Annotated in this window: 20 protein-coding genes; 4 read left to right on the top strand and 16 right to left on the bottom strand. The window is 66.7% G+C overall.

Annotated features, from left to right (window positions below):
• Nucleotides 1-12: 12 nt before the first annotated feature.
• Complete coding sequence (locus ASE31_RS25595; RefSeq protein ID WP_057205007.1) at nucleotides 13-1,428, bottom strand: cytochrome bc complex cytochrome b subunit; 1,416 nt, start codon at nucleotides 1,426-1,428, stop codon at nucleotides 13-15.
• A 12-nt stretch (nucleotides 1,429-1,440) separates the two neighbouring features.
• The gene (gene petA, locus ASE31_RS25600; protein ID WP_057205009.1) at nucleotides 1,441-2,037 is read right to left on the bottom strand and encodes a ubiquinol-cytochrome c reductase iron-sulfur subunit; all 597 of its coding nucleotides are present in this window, start codon (nucleotides 2,035-2,037) and stop codon (nucleotides 1,441-1,443) included.
• 145 nt (nucleotides 2,038-2,182) lie between these two features.
• Here petA and mscL point away from each other — a divergent pair, with 145 nt between their 5' ends.
• Nucleotides 2,183-2,620, top strand: a complete 438-nt coding sequence (gene mscL, locus ASE31_RS25605) for a large conductance mechanosensitive channel protein MscL (RefSeq protein WP_057205012.1) — start codon at nucleotides 2,183-2,185, stop codon at nucleotides 2,618-2,620.
• Between the two features lie 12 nt (nucleotides 2,621-2,632).
• On the opposite strand, the gene pdxA is transcribed toward mscL, so the two are convergent.
• From pdxA to ASE31_RS25620, 3 genes are read right to left on the bottom strand one after another with little or no spacing between them, the layout of a single operon-like run.
• The gene (pdxA, locus tag ASE31_RS25610; RefSeq protein WP_057205015.1) at nucleotides 2,633-3,664 is read right to left on the bottom strand and encodes a 4-hydroxythreonine-4-phosphate dehydrogenase PdxA; all 1,032 of its coding nucleotides are present in this window, start codon (nucleotides 3,662-3,664) and stop codon (nucleotides 2,633-2,635) included.
• Complete coding sequence (locus ASE31_RS25615) at nucleotides 3,661-4,419, bottom strand: Nif3-like dinuclear metal center hexameric protein (protein ID WP_082604372.1); 759 nt, start codon at nucleotides 4,417-4,419, stop codon at nucleotides 3,661-3,663. The genes pdxA and ASE31_RS25615 overlap by 4 nt, the downstream gene beginning before the upstream one ends.
• 40 nt (nucleotides 4,420-4,459) lie before the next feature.
• A complete protein-coding gene (locus ASE31_RS25620) occupies nucleotides 4,460-5,788 on the bottom strand; it encodes an MFS transporter (protein WP_057205018.1) in 1,329 nt (442 codons plus the stop codon).
• 314 nt (nucleotides 5,789-6,102) lie between these two features.
• Here ASE31_RS25620 and ASE31_RS25625 point away from each other — a divergent pair, with 314 nt between their 5' ends.
• Nucleotides 6,103-7,266 (top strand): Do family serine endopeptidase, encoded by a 1,164-nt coding sequence (locus ASE31_RS25625; RefSeq protein ID WP_057205020.1) that lies wholly within the window; start codon nucleotides 6,103-6,105, stop codon nucleotides 7,264-7,266.
• Nucleotides 7,267-7,433: 167 nt separating this feature from the next.
• Here ASE31_RS25625 and tatC read toward each other — a convergent pair whose 3' ends face one another.
• The 9 genes from tatC to ASE31_RS25670 all read right to left on the bottom strand — a co-directional run bounded on the left by tatC (nucleotide 7,434) and on the right by ASE31_RS25670 (nucleotide 13,539).
• Complete coding sequence (tatC, locus tag ASE31_RS25630; protein WP_057205022.1) at nucleotides 7,434-8,234, bottom strand: twin-arginine translocase subunit TatC; 801 nt, start codon at nucleotides 8,232-8,234, stop codon at nucleotides 7,434-7,436.
• Nucleotides 8,235-8,296: 62 nt separating this feature from the next.
• Complete coding sequence (gene tatB, locus ASE31_RS25635) at nucleotides 8,297-8,758, bottom strand: Sec-independent protein translocase protein TatB (protein ID WP_057205025.1); 462 nt, start codon at nucleotides 8,756-8,758, stop codon at nucleotides 8,297-8,299.
• Between the two features lie 22 nt (nucleotides 8,759-8,780).
• The gene (gene tatA / locus ASE31_RS25640; protein WP_057205028.1) at nucleotides 8,781-9,023 is read right to left on the bottom strand and encodes a Sec-independent protein translocase subunit TatA; all 243 of its coding nucleotides are present in this window, start codon (nucleotides 9,021-9,023) and stop codon (nucleotides 8,781-8,783) included.
• A gap of 106 nt (nucleotides 9,024-9,129) precedes the next feature.
• Nucleotides 9,130-9,486, bottom strand: a complete 357-nt coding sequence (locus ASE31_RS25645) for a histidine triad nucleotide-binding protein (RefSeq protein ID WP_057205242.1) — start codon at nucleotides 9,484-9,486, stop codon at nucleotides 9,130-9,132.
• 41 nt (nucleotides 9,487-9,527) lie between these two features.
• On the bottom strand, nucleotides 9,528-10,568 hold the full coding sequence (locus tag ASE31_RS25650) for a patatin-like phospholipase family protein (RefSeq protein WP_057205030.1): 1,041 nt from the start codon (nucleotides 10,566-10,568) through the stop codon (nucleotides 9,528-9,530).
• Complete coding sequence (locus ASE31_RS25655; RefSeq protein ID WP_057205033.1) at nucleotides 10,561-10,947, bottom strand: hypothetical protein; 387 nt, start codon at nucleotides 10,945-10,947, stop codon at nucleotides 10,561-10,563. Before ASE31_RS25655 ends, ASE31_RS25650 begins: the two co-directional genes overlap by 8 nt.
• Nucleotides 10,944-11,321 (bottom strand): phosphoribosyl-ATP diphosphatase, encoded by a 378-nt coding sequence (locus tag ASE31_RS25660; RefSeq protein WP_057205036.1) that lies wholly within the window; start codon nucleotides 11,319-11,321, stop codon nucleotides 10,944-10,946. Before ASE31_RS25660 ends, ASE31_RS25655 begins: the two co-directional genes overlap by 4 nt.
• 7 nt (nucleotides 11,322-11,328) lie before the next feature.
• A complete protein-coding gene (gene hisI / locus ASE31_RS25665) occupies nucleotides 11,329-11,727 on the bottom strand; it encodes a phosphoribosyl-AMP cyclohydrolase (protein ID WP_186457775.1) in 399 nt (132 codons plus the stop codon).
• A gap of 120 nt (nucleotides 11,728-11,847) precedes the next feature.
• Nucleotides 11,848-13,539: an RCC1 repeat-containing protein gene (locus tag ASE31_RS25670; protein ID WP_082604373.1), complete on the bottom strand. Its 1,692-nt coding sequence runs from the start codon at nucleotides 13,537-13,539 to the stop codon at nucleotides 11,848-11,850.
• 162 nt (nucleotides 13,540-13,701) lie between these two features.
• Here ASE31_RS25670 and ASE31_RS25675 point away from each other — a divergent pair, with 162 nt between their 5' ends.
• Both ASE31_RS25675 and ASE31_RS25680 read left to right on the top strand, forming a co-directional pair.
• Complete coding sequence (locus ASE31_RS25675; protein ID WP_057205040.1) at nucleotides 13,702-14,391, top strand: response regulator transcription factor; 690 nt, start codon at nucleotides 13,702-13,704, stop codon at nucleotides 14,389-14,391.
• Between the two features lie 37 nt (nucleotides 14,392-14,428).
• Nucleotides 14,429-16,435: a sensor histidine kinase gene (locus tag ASE31_RS25680; RefSeq protein WP_157412661.1), complete on the top strand. Its 2,007-nt coding sequence runs from the start codon at nucleotides 14,429-14,431 to the stop codon at nucleotides 16,433-16,435.
• Nucleotides 16,436-16,447: 12 nt separating this feature from the next.
• Here the strand turns inward: ASE31_RS25680 and ASE31_RS25685 are convergent, their stop codons facing one another.
• Together ASE31_RS25685 and hisF are read right to left on the bottom strand one after the other, a co-directional pair.
• Nucleotides 16,448-17,029 carry a hypothetical protein gene (locus ASE31_RS25685; protein WP_235514767.1) on the bottom strand — a complete coding sequence of 194 codons (582 nt, stop codon included), beginning with the start codon at nucleotides 17,027-17,029 and terminating at the stop codon, nucleotides 16,448-16,450.
• Entirely contained in the window at nucleotides 17,026-17,829 is an 804-nt protein-coding gene (hisF, locus tag ASE31_RS25690) for an imidazole glycerol phosphate synthase subunit HisF (protein WP_057205046.1), read from the bottom strand. Before hisF ends, ASE31_RS25685 begins: the two co-directional genes overlap by 4 nt.
• Between the last annotated feature and the right edge of the window lie 36 nt (nucleotides 17,830-17,865).

The following is a 17,865-nucleotide window of genomic DNA, read 5'->3' on the forward strand; positions in this document are numbered from 1 at the left end:
CTTGTCTCCCGCTCAGTGCGCGGCAAAGGTCACACGGTCAGGCACCGGCTTGGGCGTACCCAGGCGGCTCCACACGGGCATCAGGATGAAGAAGCCGAAGTAGAACAGCGTACCGACCTGCGACACGCGCTCACCGATGGCCGATGGCGGCTGCACGCCCAGGTAACCCAGGATCAGGAAGTTGATCACGAAGATGCCGTACAGGTACTTGTGCCAGTCGGGACGGTAGCGGATCGACTTGACCGGGCTGTAGTCCAGCCATGGCAGGAAGAACAGGATGATCACGGCACCGCCCATCACCACCACACCCCAGAACTTGGCGTCGATGGCCAGCATCAGCGCGGCGACCACCAGGGAGGCCACCACGGCACCGGCCTTGATGAAGCTTGGCAGCTTGAGCTTGACCGAAGCCAGCACGGCACCGCCCACCACGCACAGGATCAGCGCATACATCATCTCGCTGGTGATGGCACGCAGCATCGAGTAGAACGGCGTGAAGTACCAGACCGGGGCAATATGCGCAGGCGTCTTCAGCGGATCTGCCGGGATGAAGTTGTTGTATTCGAGGAAGTAGCCGCCGAACTCGGGGGCGAAAAAGATCACCGCCGTGAAGGCCATCAGGAACACGCAGACACCGAAGATGTCATGCACCGTGTAGTAAGGGTGGAAGGGCACGCCATCCAGCGGCTTGCCATTGGCATCCTTGGGCGCCTTGGGGCCCTTGATCTCCACGCCGTCGGGGTTGTTCGAGCCCACATCGTGCAGCGCCAGCAAGTGGGCGACCACCAGGCCCAGCAGCACCAGCGGCACCGCGATCACGTGGAAGCTGAAGAAGCGGTTCAGCGTGGCATCGCCCACCACGTAGTCGCCACGGATCAGCAGCGCCAGGTCGGGGCCGACAAAAGGAATCGCGGCGAACAGGTTCACGATCACCTGGGCGCCCCAGTACGACATCTGGCCCCATGGCAGCAGGTATCCCATGAAGGCCTCGGCCATCAGGCACAGGAAGATCGCACAGCCGAACACCCACACCAGCTCACGCGGCTTGCGGTAGCTGCCGTAGATGAGCCCGCGGAACATGTGGAGATAGACCACCACGAAGAAGGCCGAGGCCCCTGTGGAGTGCATGTAGCGGATCAGCCAGCCCCAGGGCACATCGCGCATGATGTACTCGACCGACTCGAAGGCCTTTGCCGCATCGGGCTTGTAATGCATCACCAGGAAGATCCCGGTGACGATCTGGATCACCAGCACCAAGAGCGACAGCGAGCCGAAGATGTACCAGAAGTTGAAGTTCTTCGGAGCGTAGTACTCCGACATGTGCACGCGGTAGGCATCAAACGCGGTCGGAAACCGGTTCTCGAACCAGTTGGTGACCTTCGCGCCTGCCGAGGCGTTGGGAGAGAGTTCCTTGAATTCGTGGGCCATTTTTTATTTCCCTCAAGCCTTGTCTTCACCGATCAGGAGGCGGGTCTCCGACAGGTACATGTGGGGAGGCACTTCCAGGTTATCGGGAGCCGGCTTGTTCTTGAAGACACGGCCCGCCATGTCGAACGTGGAGCCGTGGCAGGGGCACAGGAAACCGCCCTTCCAGTCGTCGGGCAGCGAGGCCTGTGCACCGGTCTGGAACTTGTCCGACGGCGAGCACCCCAGGTGCGAGCAGATGCCCACAGCCACCAGGATTTCGGGCTTGATGGAACGGCCTTCGTTGCGGGCATATTCGGGCGTCAGCTCTGAGGGCTTGCGCTCGGACTTGGGATCCGCCAGTTGGCCATCGAGCTTGGGCAGTTCGGCGAGCTGCTCCGGCGTGCGCTTGACGATCCAGACAGGCTTGCCACGCCACTCCACGGTGACTTTTTCTCCGGGCTTGAGCGCGGAGATGTCCACCTCGACGGCCGCACCTGCAGCCTTGGCCCGCTCGGAAGGCTGGAAGGTACTCACGAAAGGAACGGCGGTTGCCACGCCGCCCACCGCACCAGCACAGCCGGACGCAATCAGCCACGTCCGCTTGCTGGAGTCGATTGGGGTGTCACTCATGGGGATCCTCGATGTACATCGCTATTGGGGTCAACCGCGAATTGTAGCGGAGTGAAAAGGGTCATTGCAGGCGGACAGTCCGCCTTGACAGGGCACAGACCTGGGCAATACTCGGCTTCTTGTCTATTATCAAGAGGGGTTATCCATGGGCATTGCACAAGAGTTCCGGGAATTTGCGGTCAAGGGCAACGTGATCGACCTTGCCGTGGGGGTCATCATCGGCGGCGCCTTCGGCAAGATCGTGGATTCAGTCGTGTCCGACCTGATCCTGCCCGTGGTGGGGCTGGTGTTTGGCAAGCTCGATTTCTCCAACCTGTTCATCGTGCTAGGCAACGTGCCAGCCGGCACGGCCATGACGCTCGACGCCCTGAAAAAGGCCGGGGTGCCGGTGTTCGCCTACGGCAACTTCATCACCGTGGCGGTGAACTTCATCATCCTCGCGTTCATCATCTTCATGATGATCAAGCAGATCAACCGCTTGAAGCGCGAAACCCCGGCCGCACCCGCTGCGCCCGCCGCACCGCCCGAAGACATCGCACTGCTGCGCGAAATCCGCGACAGCCTGAAAAACCGGCAGCCCTGACCGGCCCTGGCGCTACCGCGCCAGCTGCCGCGCCATGCGCACGGCCTCCACCAGACTGGAGGCATCCGCGATGCCCTGGCCGGCGATGTCGAAGGCTGTGCCGTGGTCAGGGCTGGTGCGCACCAGCGGCAGGCCCAGGGTCACGTTCACGCCCTTGTCCACGCCCAGGTACTTCACGGGGATCAGGCCTTGGTCGTGGTACATGGCCACCACCACATCGAATTCGCCCGGGTGGCCAGGGGCGTGGCGCGCGCGCATGAACACCGTATCGGGCGCGAAGGGGCCATGCACATCCATGCCCTGCGCCCTGGCTGCGGCAATCGCCGGGGCGATGGTGTCCATCTCCTCGCGGCCGAACAGGCCACCCTCCCCCGCGTGCGGGTTGAGCCCCGCCACGCCGATGCGCGGCGCACGGCCCAGGGTGCGCCGCAGGGCCGCATGGGTGATCTGCAGCGTCTGCGCCACGTTGGCAGGTGTCACGGCCTCGATCGCATCGCGCAGCGAAACGTGAATGCTGACCAGCACCGTACGCAGTTCGTCGCTGGCCAGCATCATGCGCACCGGCATGGCAGCCAAAGGCACGCCCTGGTGCCGGGCGGACTCGGCCTGCAACAGTTCGGTATGGCCGGGGTAGTCCACACCGGCGGCCGACATCGCCTCCTTGTGCAGGGGGGCCGTCACCAGCGCCGCCACTTCGCCGCGCAGCGCAGCACGCGCCGCCCACACCACGCAGTCCGCCGCGGCGCGACCGGCCTCGGCGCCTATCTGCCCCCAGGGCTGCGGCCCCGGCAGGCCTGGCAACGGCAACACCGGCACACAACGCGCCAGCGCCTGCAGGGCCTGCGCCGGTGTATCGATTACCGCCACCGGCAGGGACGGCATGCCAGGGCGCTCGATGCATTGCGCAGCGCGGCGCAGCGTGGCCACGTCACCCACTACGAAGCAGCCGCACAGGTCGTGCGGCGCATCGCGAAACGCCTTGGCAATGATTTCGGGGCCGATTCCGGAGGGATCGCCCTGGGTAATGGCGATGGCGGTGCTCATGCGGGGTTGTCCACCTCGATGAAGACATGCTCCACACCCGCCTGCTGCGCCACATGCGCGGCCACCGCCGGGGCGCCGTAGCGCTCCGTCGCATGGTGCCCCGCCGCAATGAAACAGACACCCGTCTCACGCGCCAGATGGGCCTGGGGTTCGGAGATCTCGCCCGTGATGAAGGCATCGGCCCCGGCGGCAATGGCCGGCTCGAAATAGCCCTGCGCCCCGCCCGTGCACCAGGCCACGCGGCGGATGGGCCGCCGCAGGACTCCTTCAGGCTGCACCAGGGTCACGGCACGGCCCAGGGCGCCGGCCACATGGTCGGCCAGGGCCTGGCCATCGGCAAACTGCGCGCTGGCCACACAGCCCAGCTCCTGCTCGCCAAAGCGCGCATCGGCCGCCAGGCCCAGCACTCGGCCCAGTTGCGCGTTGTTGCCCAGCTCGGGGTGGGCATCGAGCGGCAAGTGGTACGCAAAGAGGTTGATATCGTGCGCCAGCAGCAGCTGCAGACGCTGCTTCATCCAGCCGACCACGCGGCCGTCCTGCCCACGCCAGAACAGGCCGTGGTGCACGAAGATCGCGTCCGCGCGCGCGTCGATGGCCGCCTCGATCAGGGCCCGGCTGGCCGTCACGCCGCTCACGATGCGGGTGATGGTTTCCTTGCCCTCGACCTGCAGGCCATTGGGACCATAGTCCTTGAAGCGCGCGGGCTGCAGCAGCCCATCCAGAAGGGCCAGGAGTTCTTGTCGCTGAATGCTCATGCCCCGATTGTGCCCAAGGGCAGCGCCGCGTGTCAGGCCTTCAGGCCTTGGCGGGCTGCCACCCCTTGGCAGCCAGGGGCCAGAACAGGCCGATGGCCGCGCCCAGCACCCCCATGGCGGCCACGTAGTGGGCCGGTGCCAGCACATCCGCCTGCTGCCAGGTGGCGACCAGCATGGGTGTGAGACCGCCGAACACGGCATAGGCCATGTTGTAGGCAAAGGAAAGGCCGGTGAAGCGCACGGGCGCAGGGAAGGCGCGCACGCCCACCACGGGCAGCAACGAGATACTGCCGACGAAAAAGCCCACCAGGGCGTAGGACCCGACCAGCGAGGCTTCGGTGCCCGGCAGGCCCATGTAGAACAGATAGGCAGTGGCGGTCATGCCACCCCACCCCAGCACCATGGCCGTGCGCGTGCCGGCCTTGTCGGACAGCCAGCCCCAGAACACACAGCCGATGGTCAACGTCACCGTGGCCACGGCATTGGCCTTCATGGCGGCTGCGGGCACGATGTGGAACACCTTCTGCAGGTAAGAGGGCGTGAACAGCACCACCACCACCACGGCCGTGGACAACACCCAGGTCATCAGGGCCACGAGCACACAGGCTTCACGGTGGTCGCGCAGGATGGTCTTGAGCGGCATCTCACGGTCTGCGGCCTTGCGGGCCTGCATCTCGCGGAAGATGGGGGTCTCCTCAAGGAATTTGCGCAGGTACACCGACACCAGGCCGAACACGCCGCCCAGGATGAAGGGAATGCGCCAGGCCCAGTCATGCACCTCGGCCTGGCTGTAGGTCGTGTTGAGCCACACGCCCATGATGGAGCCCAGGAAGATACCGCCGGTGATGCCCGAGGTCAGCGTGCCGATGGCAAAGCCGTAGTTCCTGGCTGGCGCGTGTTCGGCCACGAACACCCAGGCGCCGGGCATCTCGCCGCCGATGGCCGCGCCCTGCAGCACGCGCATGGCCAACAACAGCAGCGGCGCAGTGATGCCGATGGTGGCGTAGGTGGGCAGAATGCCGATGACCAGGGTGGGCACCGACATCAGGAAGATGGACAGCGTGAACATCTTCTTGCGGCCCAGCTTGTCGCCATAGTGGGCGATCACGATGCCGCCCAGCGGGCGCGCCAGATAGCCGGCGGCGAAGATGCCCAGGGTCTGCAGCTGGCGCATCCATTCCGGCATGTCGGCCGGAAAGAACAGCGAGCCGATGACGTTGGCGAAGAAGACGAAAACGACGAAGTCGTAGAACTCCAGCGTCCCGCCCAGCGCGGACAGACCGAGGGTCTTGTAATCGCTGCGGTTCAGGGGACGATGGGAGGGACTGGCGGACGCGGACGCGCCGTCCGCCGCGGTGATCGAGGTCATGAGGGGAGAGCTCCAGAAGATGCGTGCACAGGACTGCGGGGTGCGGCGGCAGCGGTGGCGTGCCGCAGGCCATCGTTCGTCGGCAGTTTCCGGATAGGGGAGATTGTCGCGGGTGGCCAGGCGGGTAGCGGGCCACAAGAGAACACAGGCAGCAGGGGCAGTCGTGCACAATTATAGGGTTTTCCCTATGATTTCGTCAGCGTGCTCCGCGATTCCCCTGCCCGCAAATCCAGGCGCCGAGTGGCCTGCGCGGCGGCGCCTCGCAGGCGATGACGCACAATGGCGGTCTTTGCTGACCCCTTGACTCCCACTCCATGAAACGCATCTGGCTGCTGTTTTCCCAGACCGTGACGGTGCTCGTCGCGGCGTACTTCGTCGTGGCCACCCTGCAGCCCGGCTGGCTGGGGCGCGGCAACGTGCGCTCGGGCGCGGGCATCGCGCTGATCGAAGCGCCCGCCAATACACCCTCCGCCGGCCAGCAGCCGGCCGCCGGCAGCTTCAGCGGCGCCGCGCGCAAGGCCGCGCCGGCCGTGGTGAGCATCAACACCAGCAAGGCCGTGCGCCACCCGCGCAGCAATGACCCGTGGTTCCAGTTCTTCTTCGGCGACCAAGGCAACAACAGCCAGCAACAGCAGGCGGGCCTGGGCAGCGGCGTGATCGTCAGCCCCGATGGCTACATCCTCACCAACAACCATGTGGTGGAAGGCGCCGACGAGATCGAGGTCACCCTCACCGACAGCCGGCGCGCCCGCGCACGCGTGATCGGCACCGACCCCGACACCGACCTGGCCATCCTCAGGATCGAGCTCGACAAGCTGCCCGTGATCGTGCTGGGCAACTCGGACGCCCTGGACGTGGGCGACCAGGTGCTGGCCATCGGCAACCCCTTCGGCGTGGGCCAGACGGTGACCAGCGGCATCGTCAGCGCCTTGGGTCGCACCCAGCTCGGGATCAACACCTTCGAGAACTTCATCCAGACCGACGCGGCCATCAACCCCGGCAACTCCGGCGGGGCCCTGGTGGACGTCAATGGCAACCTCATGGGCATCAACACTGCCATCTACTCCCGCTCGGGCGGCAGCATGGGCATCGGCTTTGCCATCCCGGTCTCCACCGCGCGCCTGGTGCTGGACGGCATCGTCAAGGACGGCCAGGTCACGCGCGGCTGGATCGGCGTGGAGCCCAACGAGCTCTCGCCCGAGCTGGCAGAAACCTTTGGAGTGAAGGCCTCCGAGGGCGTCATCATCACCGGCGTGCTGCAGGACGGCCCCGCCGCCCAGGCCGGCATGCGCCCTGGCGACGTGATCGTGAAGGTGGATGGCAAGAACGTGGGCAATGTCTCCGAACTGCTCACCGCCGTGGCGGCCCTCAAGCCCGGAGCGGCCGCCCCCTTCAACGTGAAGCGCGCCGATGCCCTGGTGGAACTGAACATCACCCCGGGCGTGCGCCCCCGGCCGCAGCGCAACGTGAAGAGATAAGCCCCTGAGGCGCTTCGTGCGCCCAGGGGGCCGCAACCCCCTGGCCTGGCAAATCCTGAATGCCGTTTTCTGAAGGCGCCTTTCGCTGGCGGCCCCATGAAAAAAGCAACTGGCGCTTCGAGCGGCAGTTGCTTTTTTCGCCCTGAGGCTGCAGGTCGGTTTTCTGATCAGGAAGACGACGAGGACGCAGCTTCATCGGCATCTTCCGGCGCCTTGGTGTGCTTGATGAAGATCTGCGCGGCCCAGATGCCCACCTCGTACAGGATGCACATGGGCACGGCCAGCGCGAGCTGCGAGACCACGTCCGGTGGCGTCACGATGGCCGCCACGACAAAGGCCCCCACTACGAAGTAGCCGCGAAAGCTTTTGAGCTTTTCCACGCTGACGATGTTCATGCGGGCCAGCACCACCACCGCGATAGGCACCTCGAATGCCATGCCGAAGGCCAGGAACATCGAGAGCACGAAGCTCAGGTAGGCCTCGATGTCAGGCGCGGCCGTGATGCTCTTGGGCGCAAAGCTCTGGATGAAGGCAAACACCTGCCCGAACACGAAGTAGTAGCAGAACGCCACGCCGATGAAGAACAGCAGCGTGCTGGACACCACCAGCGGCAGCACCAGCTTCTTCTCGTGCGAGTACAGGCCCGGCGCCACGAAGGCCCAGACCTGCCACAGCACGACGGGCAGCGCCAGCAGGAAGGCCGACATCAACAATATCTTGAGCGGCACCATGAAGGGCGAGATCACCGAGGTGGCGATCAGCGTGGCGCCCTTGGGCAGGTGGGCCACCAGGGGCGCCGCCAGGAAGTCATAGAGCGCGCCAGGGCCGGGAAAGAAGAACAGGATTGCCGCCGCGATAGCGATGGCAATGATGGCCTTGACCAGCCGGTCGCGCAGCTCCATCAGGTGCTGCACAAACGGCTGCTCGGTACCGGCCAGCTCGTCTTCTTTGGGGGGAGTTTCGGACATGTTGGATTTTCAGGGGCGTGGGGGCCGCCCATGCAGCGCGCACCAAAGGCTGCGCGGCATCGTCAATGGAATTTCTGGGGCCGGTACCGGGCGACGCGCGCCGCGCCGGACTGCGCCTTGGTGCGCACCCCGCTGCGCGACTTGTACCACTGGGGCGTGGCGCCACGCTTGAGGCGCCAGTTCTTGCCGGGATTCTTGTAGGCGGGCACCACCACCGAAGTCTCGAAGGGCTCGGGGGTGCTCATGTCCGTCGCTGCAGCCCAGTCCTTTTCGAACTCGCTGGCACCGGTCTGGATGGACTGCTGCACGTCGCGTGCGGCGCCTTCCACCGTGTCCTTCATCTTGCGCAGCTCGTCGAGCTCCATGGACCGGTTGACCTCGGACTTGACGTCGGCCACGTAGCGCTGTGCCTTGCCCAGCAAGGTGCCCACCGTGCGGGCCACGCGCGGCAGCTTTTCGGGGCCGATGACGATCAGCGCCACGGCGCCGATCAGCGCCATCTTGGACAGGCCAATATCAATCATGAAGCAGGTGTCCGCTCAGCGGTCAGCTCTTTTGCTTGGCTTCGACATCGATGGTGGTCTTGTCGGCCGCTTGGCTGCTGGTCACCTGGCCAGCGGGGGGATTGACAGCACCGCTGTCGGCCGTGGAACCGTCCTTCATGCCGTCCTTGAAGCCCTTGACGGCGCCTCCGAGGTCGGAGCCCATGTTCTTGAGCTTCTTGGTGCCGAACACCATGACGACGATCAGCAGCACGATCAGCCAGTGCCAGATGGAAAAAGAGCCCATGGAATATCTCCTAACGAATTGCAATCATTTTAGACCCCGGCCGTGACCGAAGTTCACACCCCCTGTCGCGAACCAGGGGTCTATCGGCCCCGGACGTCAGCCAGGGTCAGCCTTTGAGCCAAGGGCGGGGACCGCCCATCACGTGGATGTGCAGGTGGTGGATTTCCTGGCCGCCTTCAAGCCCCGTGTTTACCACGATGCGAAAGCCGCCTTCCGGGTAGGGGTTGCAGCCCTGCTCCTGGGCCAGCTTCGGCGCCAGCGCCATCATGCGCCCCAGCACCCCGGCATCCGCCTCGGTGACCTGGGCCATGGAAGGGATATGCACCTTGGGCACCATCAGGAAGTGCACTGGGGCCCACGGATGGATGTCATGGAAGACGAACATGTCATCGTCCTCATGGACCTTCTTCGATGGAATCTGGCCCGCGATGATTTTGCAGAAAAGGCAGTTCGGATCGTGCATGGTGAGAAAAAAGGCGGTGTTGTCGTTGCCAGACGGCACATTCACGCATTGTCAGCGATCTTGATGCTCGGGCGCACGCCCACGTCCTTGCGGTGGGCCTTCATCCAGCTTTTACCCGCCTGGCGCCCCAGCTCGAACAGTTGGCGCACGAAGGCGGTGTCGGCACGTGCCTTGCTGTCCGCACCCAAGGGCGCGAGCACCGCACCCCCGTCGATGCGGTGCATCAGCACGTTCTTATAGCGGCGCGCGTCGAGCTTGCCTTCGGCCAGCAGGCGGCGCACGAATTCGATGGCGCGCAACTCGGCCAGCAGGCTGGCGTTGAAGGTGACCTCATTCATGCGCTCCACGATTTCATGCGCGCTGTCGGGTACGGACAGGTGCTCGATCGGGTTGATCTGCACCAGCAGGATGTCCGAGGTTTGGGTCTGGTAGATCAGCGGGTGCAGCGCCGGGTTGCCCGAATAGCCACCGTCCCAGTAGTGCTCGCCATCGATCTCCACCGCCTTGAACACCATGGGCAAGCAGGCCGAGGCCATCACGGCGTCGGCACTCAGCCGCGGGCCCGAGAAGATCTCACCGCGCCCCGTGCGCACGTTGGTCGCGCACACGAACACCTGCGGCACCACGCTCTCGATGCTGGAACGGGCCGAGCACAGCAGGCCAAAATCCACCTCGCGCTCCAGTAATTGGCGCAAGGGATTGAACCCGAGCGGGTTGGTCTGGTAGGGCGATAGCCACTGGGCCATCATGCCCACCAGCGGGTTGGCTGCCGACAGCGGCGTGCCCCATGTCAGGCTGCCCAGAGACCCCACGCCCTCCCACAGCCGGGTGAGCGACGCGCGTGCCATGGCGCAGCCAGCAAGGCGCGCTTCCTCGGGGTCCTTGTGGGCCTGCGCCGCCTGGGCAAAGCCATGGGCCAGGGCCACGGCGTTCATCGCGCCGGCGCTGGTGCCGCTGATGCCGTCGATCTGCCAACGCCCGTCTTCCAGCAAGGCATCGAGCACGCCCCAGGTCAGCGCGCCGTGCGAGCCCCCGCCCTGCAACGCCAGGTTCAGGCGCCGCAGCGCAGGCGGTTCAGCCATCCACCGCCTGGTTCTTGCTCATGGCCAGCATGCCGCGCACGATGCGGTACAGGAACCACAGCGAGATGATGCCCCAGGCGATCCAGCCGGGCAGCAGGAACAGCAGCCACAGCGGCGCAGTCACCGCGTACAGCGCGCCGGCCCAGAGGACGGAGCGGATGCGCCAGGAAAAATGGTTCTCCTGCCAGGTGCCCTGGGCATCGCCGCGCTTGACCAGGTCGAGCACCAGGGCGATCACCAGCAGCAACGCGCTGGCCTGCGTGCCCGGCAACACGGCGCCCAGGGCCACGATCAGGTGCAGCGCATAGCTGATCCAGCCGATGTTCTTGAGGCTTTCGGCCTTCTGGTCATTGGTTCGCACGTCGATGATGTCGCTCATGGGGATCCTTCTTCGTGGGCTGCACGCGCAACGGCCTTGCGCAGGGCTTTCTCCTCGATGCCGCTGGTGCCCTCGCGGCGCTCCAGCTCGGCGACCACGTCGGCGGGCGTCAGGCCATAGTGGGCCAGCGCGATCATGGAGTGGAACCACAGGTCGGCCACCTCGTAGACCAGCTTGCTGGCATCGGCCCCATGGTCCACGTCCTTGGCGGCCATGACCACCTCGGTGGCCTCTTCGCCGATCTTCTTGAGAAAGGCATCGGGCCCCTTGTACAGCAGGCGCGAGACGTAGCTCTTCTCGGGGTCGCCGCCGTTGGCGGGCTTGCGGCTTTCGATGACGGCGGCCAGGCGCGCCAGGGAGTCATTGGAACTCATGGTCTTGTTACTTGTAGATGGATTCGGGGTCTTTCAAGACCGGATCGACGGCTTTCCATGCACCGTCCCTGAGCACGCTGAAGAAACAGCTGTGTCGGCCCGTGTGGCAGGCGATGCCGGGCTCGTGGCCCAACTGGGTCACCTTGAGCAGCACCACGTCGTTGTCGCAGTCCAGGCGGATCTCGTGCACCGTCTGCACGTGGCCCGACTCCTCGCCCTTGAACCACAGCTTGCCGCGCGAGCGGCTGAAATACACGGCGCGGCCGAGTTCTGCGGTCTTTTCCAGCGCCTCGCGGTTCATCCACGCAAACATCAGCACGTCGCCCGTGCCCTGCTCCTGCGCGATCACGGGCACCAGGCCCTGCGCATCCCATTTCACTTCGTTGAGCCAGTTCATGGCCCGGATTGTCGGCGATTTGAATGACCGACCCCAGGCAGGGCATTGCACGGGCCTCCCGACGCAAGCGGTCCACGCCCGCCCGCACGGATGCGGGCGAAGGCGTGGACCGCGTGGAGGCAGGACCGCTCAGCGCAGTGTCAGCACGTTGGAGAAGCGCCCCGCGCGCAGCATCTCGTTCACGGCGGCCTGGGAATTCACCCCGAGGCCATAGCCCAGGAAGATGCTGCTGCCGACCAGCGCACTCAGGTCCATGCCGTTGATGTTGAGGATGGGCGCCGACACCGGCAGCGCCCCCACGTACAGCGCAGCGGTCGCGAAGGGGTTGTAGGGCACGAAGGTCGACTGCGCCCCGTCCAGCATGAGCACGCGGCCATCCGCCAGCGCCAGAACCACGAAGATCGCGCCCGGCTGGCCCGCGTGCGCCGCAGGCAGGGTCACGCCGGCCCGGGCCGTCAGGTTGTTCAGCGGGCCGCTCTGGGCGGTGCTGAAGGCGGGCTCGGTGCCCGGCGCGGGCGTGCCGGTGCCAGGGCCACCGGTTCCCGGAGTCCCTGGATTGCCGGTGTTGCCAGGGTTGCTGCTGTTGTCCACCCCGGCGTTGAGCGCGATGCGCGTGGGCGTGCTCACGACGCCGTTGGAGGTGGTGACCCCGTTGCCCAGCACACCTCCGTCGGTGCGGCCCCAGGTGTAGACCGCGCCATCGGGCATGAGCGCCGCCGCAGCGAAGGCGCCCGTGAAGACGTACGACACCGGGCCGGGCAGGCCCTGCACCCGCACCGGGCCCGCCTTGGCGTTGGCCGGCACCGAATCCCACTTGGTGGAGGCCGTCGTGCCGTCGCCCAGCAGGCCATTGCTGCCCTGGCCGCAGGCAAACACGCTGCCGGCCCCGTCGACGAACAGCGCGGAGCCCCCGCCTGCAGCGATCTGGCGCAGGTTGGCCAGGTTCTTGATGGTGTAGGGCTGGGCCGCCGTCTGCGCGTTCTCCTGGCCGCAGGTCAGCATGCCGCTGTTGGTGTCGCCCCAGGCCAGCGCCTGGCCGTTCTTGATGCCGTAGTACAGACCGGCCGCGTTGCCCGTGGCCGTCGCGTCAATGAAGGCCAGACCCGTGGGCTTGAGCGCCGTCACGCCCAGGGGATCCGTGGCGGCCGCCACCGCCTGGATGGGGTTGTCGCGCACGGCGTTGCTGCCCCAGCCGATCAGGCTGCCGTCCTGGCGGCGGCCGATCATTTGCGTGCCTGTCACCGCCAGCTGCACGATGCCGGTGGCGCCGGCAACGGGCTGCGGCTGGCCCCGCTGCTGCGGCCCACCGGGGCCCAGGCCCAGGTTGCCGTAGCCATTGTCGTAACCCCAGGCCCAGATCTGGCCATTGCTGTCCGTGGCATAGAGCGAATAGCCGTTGGTGGCGGCGAGCACCGAGACGATGCCCGACAGGCCAGGCACCTGGACGGGCTCGTAGCGGAACTGCCCGCCCGAGGTGTTGGAGCCGATCAGCCCGTCGGAGACATTGCCCCAGACCCAGACGCTGCCGTCGCGCTTCACGGCTGCGGACAGTTGTCCCCCGGCGGTCAGGGCCACCACCTCCGTGCCCAGCGATGCGATCTTCGCGGGCGCGGGGTTGCTGCGGTCGGCCTGGCCACGGCCCAATTGCCCCGAGTCCCCGCGCCCCCAGGAGGTGACGCTGCCGTCCGCGTTGAGCAACAGCATGTGGTAGTCGCCGATGACGACATGCGGAATGGCGGCCAGCGCCGGACAGGCCAGCCCGGCAAGGACGCCTGCCAGCACGAGGGCCCGGCGCAAGAACCTGTTCAAGGAATCAGACATGGAGCAACTCCTGCTAGCAGTGAAGGTGCATGGATTCTTCCGCCACGCGCCGCGCGCGTCTGTCCCTCGAACAAGGGACAAAACGGTTCATATGCAAGCAGCTGTGACAGCAGGCCGCGCGTATCATGAAATCCACCGCCGAGCTTCCAAGGCCCGCCCCCCATGTCCGCTTTGCTCTCCGTGCTCGTGATCGAGGACGACCCCCCGTTCAGGCAGCGCCTGTGCGACAGCATTGCCGCCGCGCCCGACCTGCGCCTGGTGGGTGCCGCCGGTGACGCGGCCTCGGGCCTGGCCCTGCTGGCCCGGCACCAGCCCCAGGTGCTGCTGCTGGACCTGGGCCTGCCCGACCTCAACGGCATCGAGGTGATCGCGCGCAGCGCGGGCATTGCGCCCCACTGCGAGGTGGTGGTGGTCACCGTGTTCGGCGACGAGGCCCATGTCATGCAGGCACTGGCAGCCGGCGCCACGGGCTACGTGCTCAAGGACACACCGGCCCTGGACCTGGCCGAGATGGTGCGCGCCGTGCACGCAGGCGGCAGCCCCATCAGCCCCGTGATCGCCCGGCGCCTGCTGACCCGGCTGGCCCCTGCGGGCAGCTCGCGCCAGCGCCCGCAGGCCAGCCCGCCGGATACCGTCGCCAGCGAGGCCGACGCGGGCCTGCTCAGCGACCGCGAATGCGAGATGCTTGGCCTGGCCGCCAAGGGCTACAGCTACCGCGAGATCGCACAGATGATGGGCGTGACCCAGCAGACCGTGCTCACCTACGTCAAGCGCAGCTACCGCAAGCTGCAGGTGCACTCCCGCTCCGAGGCGGTCTACGAAGCCCGCAAGCGCGGGCTGATGGGCGACTGACGGCCCCAGCCCAGCCCAGCACTGCACCGGCATTTCCGTGGCCCGCCCCTCCCGCACCCTGCAGCCCGGCACGCCAGCCCCAGGCCGACAGGGTTGGCGCTGGATGGCATCTGCCTACCTGGCCCTGGCGCACTTGCTGGATTGGGCCCCATCGCTGGCGCATGCAAGCCTGCTGGAACCGGCCACCGACATCACCAATGCCATGGTTTCGCGCGTGGAGCGCTGGGAGCCCGTGCCGGGGTCCGAGCCCTCCATCGGCCCGCCGGGGGAGGGAGCGCAGGGGCAGTGGCACCCTGTCGAGCTGCCCCAGGCCATACAGCGCAAGGCCACCACACGGGCAGCCGTCAATCTGCCCCTGCCCACGGTCTGGTACCGCACGGCATGCCCTGTGCCGGCAGCCCAGGAGACGCTGGCCCTGTACCTGCCCCGCGTGAACGGCGGCCCCCTGCAGGTATGGCTGCGCAATGCACAGGCCACGCGCCAGTTGCTGGACAACAGCCCGGCCTGGCCCTCGCAGTGGAACCAGCCCATCCTGCTGCGGCTGCCCAGCGCCGCCGCCCAGCCCCACGGCAGTTGCCTGCTGTTCCTCGCGCTGCCACCGCGCGCCGACGGCAGCTATGCACTGAGCCGTCTGTGGCTGGGAGCGGAGACTGAACTGCAGAGCCTGTGGTCGGCACGCCAGCGCTGGGTCGTCACCGTGCCCCTGGCGGCCAGCACCACGCTCGTCATGCTCGGGCTGTTCTCGCTGGCGTTCTGGTGGCGCCGCCGCAAGGACACGGCCTACCTGTACTTCGGCCTGGCATCGCTGGCCTGGTGGCTGCGCAACCTGCACTACGGCATCGAGCTGCCACAGAACCTCGACGCCCTGCGCTGGTTCTGGTGGGCCACCGATGCCTCGATGACCTGGGTCATGCTGCTGGTCTACCTGTTTTCGCTGCGTTTTGCCACGCGTCGCTTTCCGTGGGTAGAGCGCCTGCTGCTGGGCTTTGCGGTCCTGGTATCGGCCATGTCCATGCCGTTCCTGCCCTGGGCTCTGGATACGCCGCTGCTGCTGCATGCCGCCAATACGCTGGTCGCCATGGGCGTGACCCTGCTCATCGCCGGGTCGGCCTGGCGGGGCAGCCGCGAGTTGCGGGTGCTGGCGCTGGCGCTGTGCATCTGCCTGGGCCTGGGCGTGCACGACCTGGCGCTGCTGCAGCTGCGCATATCGCCCGAGAGCCTGTACCTCATGCCTTACGCCATGGTGCTGGTGCTGGGCGCTTTCCTGTACGCCGTGAACCGCCGCTACATCAGCGCGCTGGAGCACGCGGAAGGCGCGGCCCAGGTGCTGCAGGACAAGCTCTCGGAGCAGCAGCGCGCGCTGCAGGGCAATTTCGCCCTGCTGGCCGAGGTGGAAAACGAGCGCGTGCGGCTGACGGAGCGCCAGCGGCTCACGCGCGACATGCACGATGGCCTGGGTGCCATGCTGGTGTCGTCGCTGGGACAGATGGAACAAGGACGCCTGTCGCAGGGCGATGTGGCCCAGGTGCTGCGCGACTGCCTGGAAGACTTGCGCCTGACCATCGATTCGATGGAGCCCATCGACCAGGACCTGACCACCCTGCTGGCAACCCTGCGCCAGCGCGTAGGCCACCGGCTGGCACAGGGCGGCATCACCCTGCACTGGCACATGGACGACCTTCCGCCGCTGCCCTGGCTGGATGCGCCTGCGGCGCTGCACGTGCTGCGCATCGTGCAGGAGGCGCTGGCCAACGTGGTCAAGCACTCCGGGGCGGCCAATGTCACGCTATCGGCCACTGTGGACACGGGGCCGGGGGTCTGCGTTCAGATCGAGGACGATGGCCGCGGGCTGCCCTCCCTGGCAGGCAACACCCCGGGGCGGGGGCTGAACCACATTGACGAACGTGCGCGCCAGTTGGGTGGCCATGCGCGGATACTTCCGGGTCACCTGGGCGGCACGGTGGTGCAGCTGTGGCTGCCGCTAGAAGGCCCGCCGCCCCCTGCCACCGATGGATTCAGGCACTCACGCTGGCCTGCACCCTAGCCACTCAGCCCCTCAGGGCTTTGCCACCGTGAGGAAGACCCGCTTGCGGTCCCAGTTCTTGCGGCCCAGGTACTTGATGGCGATCACGTAGCGGCCGGGAGGCAGAAAGTCCTGCGTCAGCGTCTCTTGCTGCGTGACGACCGGCTGGCCGTTCACGCGCACGCTCTGTTGCGCCACCATTTCAGTCTCGCTCTCCAGATCCTGGCCATCGAGCCCGTAGACCGTGACGTCGGGCTCTTCCTTTTCTTCGCCCACATGGGCCAGGCCCATGGCGTTGGGGCGTGTGAGCACGTCGAGCGCCACCTTGCCGTCCACCGGTTCGCGCACGATCCAGTAGACCTCGCGCACGTTGTCGTTGAGCTCGGCCAGGAGGGCCTTGAGCTTTTCGTACTCGGCCTTGTCGGCAATCACCTGCACCGCCTTGCCGCCGATGGTCGCGTCAAAGCAACGACCGATGCGGTCCACGCAGGGAATGCGGTCGAAATAGCCGCGCGCATAGGACGGCGCCGGCACCTGCTGTGCTGCGGCTGGCATGGCGGCAAAACCGGCGCACAGGGCCATGGCAGCGGCCAGGGCCCGCAAGGAGCCCCTCATAACAGCCGCACCGGGATGCCCCGCCCCGCCATGTGCTGCTTGGACTGGCCCACGGTGTACTCACCATAGTGGAAGATGCTGGCGGCCAGCACCGCGTCGGCGCCGCCGATCTGGATGCCGTCGGCCAGGTGGTCGAGGTTGCCCACGCCGCCCGAGGCGATCACGGGCACGCTCACCGCATCACTCACCGCACGCGTCAGCGCCAGGTCGAAGCCGGCCTTGGTGCCGTCGCGGTCCATGCTGGTGAGCAGGATCTCGCCCGCGCCGCGGCGCGCCATCTCGGTGGCCCAGGCCACGGCGTCCAGGCCGGTGTTCTTGCGCCCACCATGGCTGTACACATCCCAACCCGGGCCCACGGCCTTGCCGTCGGCCCCGGTGCGCTGCGCATCCTCTTCAGAGCGGCGCTTGGCATCGATGGCCACCACGATGCACTGCGCACCGTACCTGTCCGATGCCGCATTGATCACGCCGGGGTCGGCAATCGCGGCCGAGTTGAAGCTGGTCTTGTCCGCGCCCGCATTGAGCAGGCGGCGCACATCGGCCACCGTGCGCACGCCTCCGCCGACGGTGAGCGGAATGAACACCTGGCTGGCCACCGCTTCGATGATGGGCAGGATCAGGTCGCGCCCATCGCTGGTGGCGGTGATGTCGAGAAAGGTCAGCTCGTCGGCGCCCTGCGCGTTGTAGCGCGCGGCGATCTCGACGGGGTCGCCCGCATCGCGCAGCTCGACGAAATTGACGCCCTTGACCACGCGGCCTCCGGTCACGTCCAGGCAGGGGATGATGCGTTTGGCAAGCATGGCAGTCAAAGGTAGTCGTTGGGGCGCGCTTTACGC

It is taken from the genome of Acidovorax sp. Root217, from assembly GCF_001428645.1.
Taxonomy (GTDB): Bacteria; Pseudomonadota; Gammaproteobacteria; order Burkholderiales; family Burkholderiaceae_C; genus Acidovorax.

Excerpts from the sequence above, each read along its gene's own strand:
- ASE31_RS25595 (WP_057205007.1), bottom strand. The coding sequence starts at position 1,428 with ATGGCCCACGAATTCAAGGAACTCTCTCCCAACGCCTCGGCAGGCGCG.
- petA (WP_057205009.1), bottom strand. The coding sequence starts at position 2,037 with ATGAGTGACACCCCAATCGACTCCAGCAAGCGGACGTGGCTGATTGCG.
- mscL (WP_057205012.1), top strand. The coding sequence starts at position 2,183 with ATGGGCATTGCACAAGAGTTCCGGGAATTTGCGGTCAAGGGCAACGTG.
- pdxA (WP_057205015.1), bottom strand. The coding sequence starts at position 3,664 with ATGAGCACCGCCATCGCCATTACCCAGGGCGATCCCTCCGGAATCGGC.
- ASE31_RS25615 (WP_082604372.1), bottom strand. The coding sequence starts at position 4,419 with ATGAGCATTCAGCGACAAGAACTCCTGGCCCTTCTGGATGGGCTGCTG.
- ASE31_RS25620 (WP_057205018.1), bottom strand. The coding sequence starts at position 5,788 with ATGACCTCGATCACCGCGGCGGACGGCGCGTCCGCGTCCGCCAGTCCC.
- ASE31_RS25625 (WP_057205020.1), top strand. The coding sequence starts at position 6,103 with ATGAAACGCATCTGGCTGCTGTTTTCCCAGACCGTGACGGTGCTCGTC.
- tatC (WP_057205022.1), bottom strand. The coding sequence starts at position 8,234 with ATGTCCGAAACTCCCCCCAAAGAAGACGAGCTGGCCGGTACCGAGCAG.
- tatB (WP_057205025.1), bottom strand. The coding sequence starts at position 8,758 with ATGATTGATATTGGCCTGTCCAAGATGGCGCTGATCGGCGCCGTGGCG.
- tatA (WP_057205028.1), bottom strand. The coding sequence starts at position 9,023 with ATGGGCTCTTTTTCCATCTGGCACTGGCTGATCGTGCTGCTGATCGTC.
- ASE31_RS25645 (WP_057205242.1), bottom strand. The coding sequence starts at position 9,486 with ATGCACGATCCGAACTGCCTTTTCTGCAAAATCATCGCGGGCCAGATT.
- ASE31_RS25650 (WP_057205030.1), bottom strand. The coding sequence starts at position 10,568 with ATGGCTGAACCGCCTGCGCTGCGGCGCCTGAACCTGGCGTTGCAGGGC.
- ASE31_RS25655 (WP_057205033.1), bottom strand. The coding sequence starts at position 10,947 with ATGAGCGACATCATCGACGTGCGAACCAATGACCAGAAGGCCGAAAGC.
- ASE31_RS25660 (WP_057205036.1), bottom strand. The coding sequence starts at position 11,321 with ATGAGTTCCAATGACTCCCTGGCGCGCCTGGCCGCCGTCATCGAAAGC.
- ASE31_RS25670 (WP_082604373.1), bottom strand. The coding sequence starts at position 13,539 with ATGTCTGATTCCTTGAACAGGTTCTTGCGCCGGGCCCTCGTGCTGGCA.
- ASE31_RS25675 (WP_057205040.1), top strand. The coding sequence starts at position 13,702 with ATGTCCGCTTTGCTCTCCGTGCTCGTGATCGAGGACGACCCCCCGTTC.
- ASE31_RS25685 (WP_235514767.1), bottom strand. The coding sequence starts at position 17,029 with ATGAGGGGCTCCTTGCGGGCCCTGGCCGCTGCCATGGCCCTGTGCGCC.
- hisF (WP_057205046.1), bottom strand. The coding sequence starts at position 17,829 with ATGCTTGCCAAACGCATCATCCCCTGCCTGGACGTGACCGGAGGCCGC.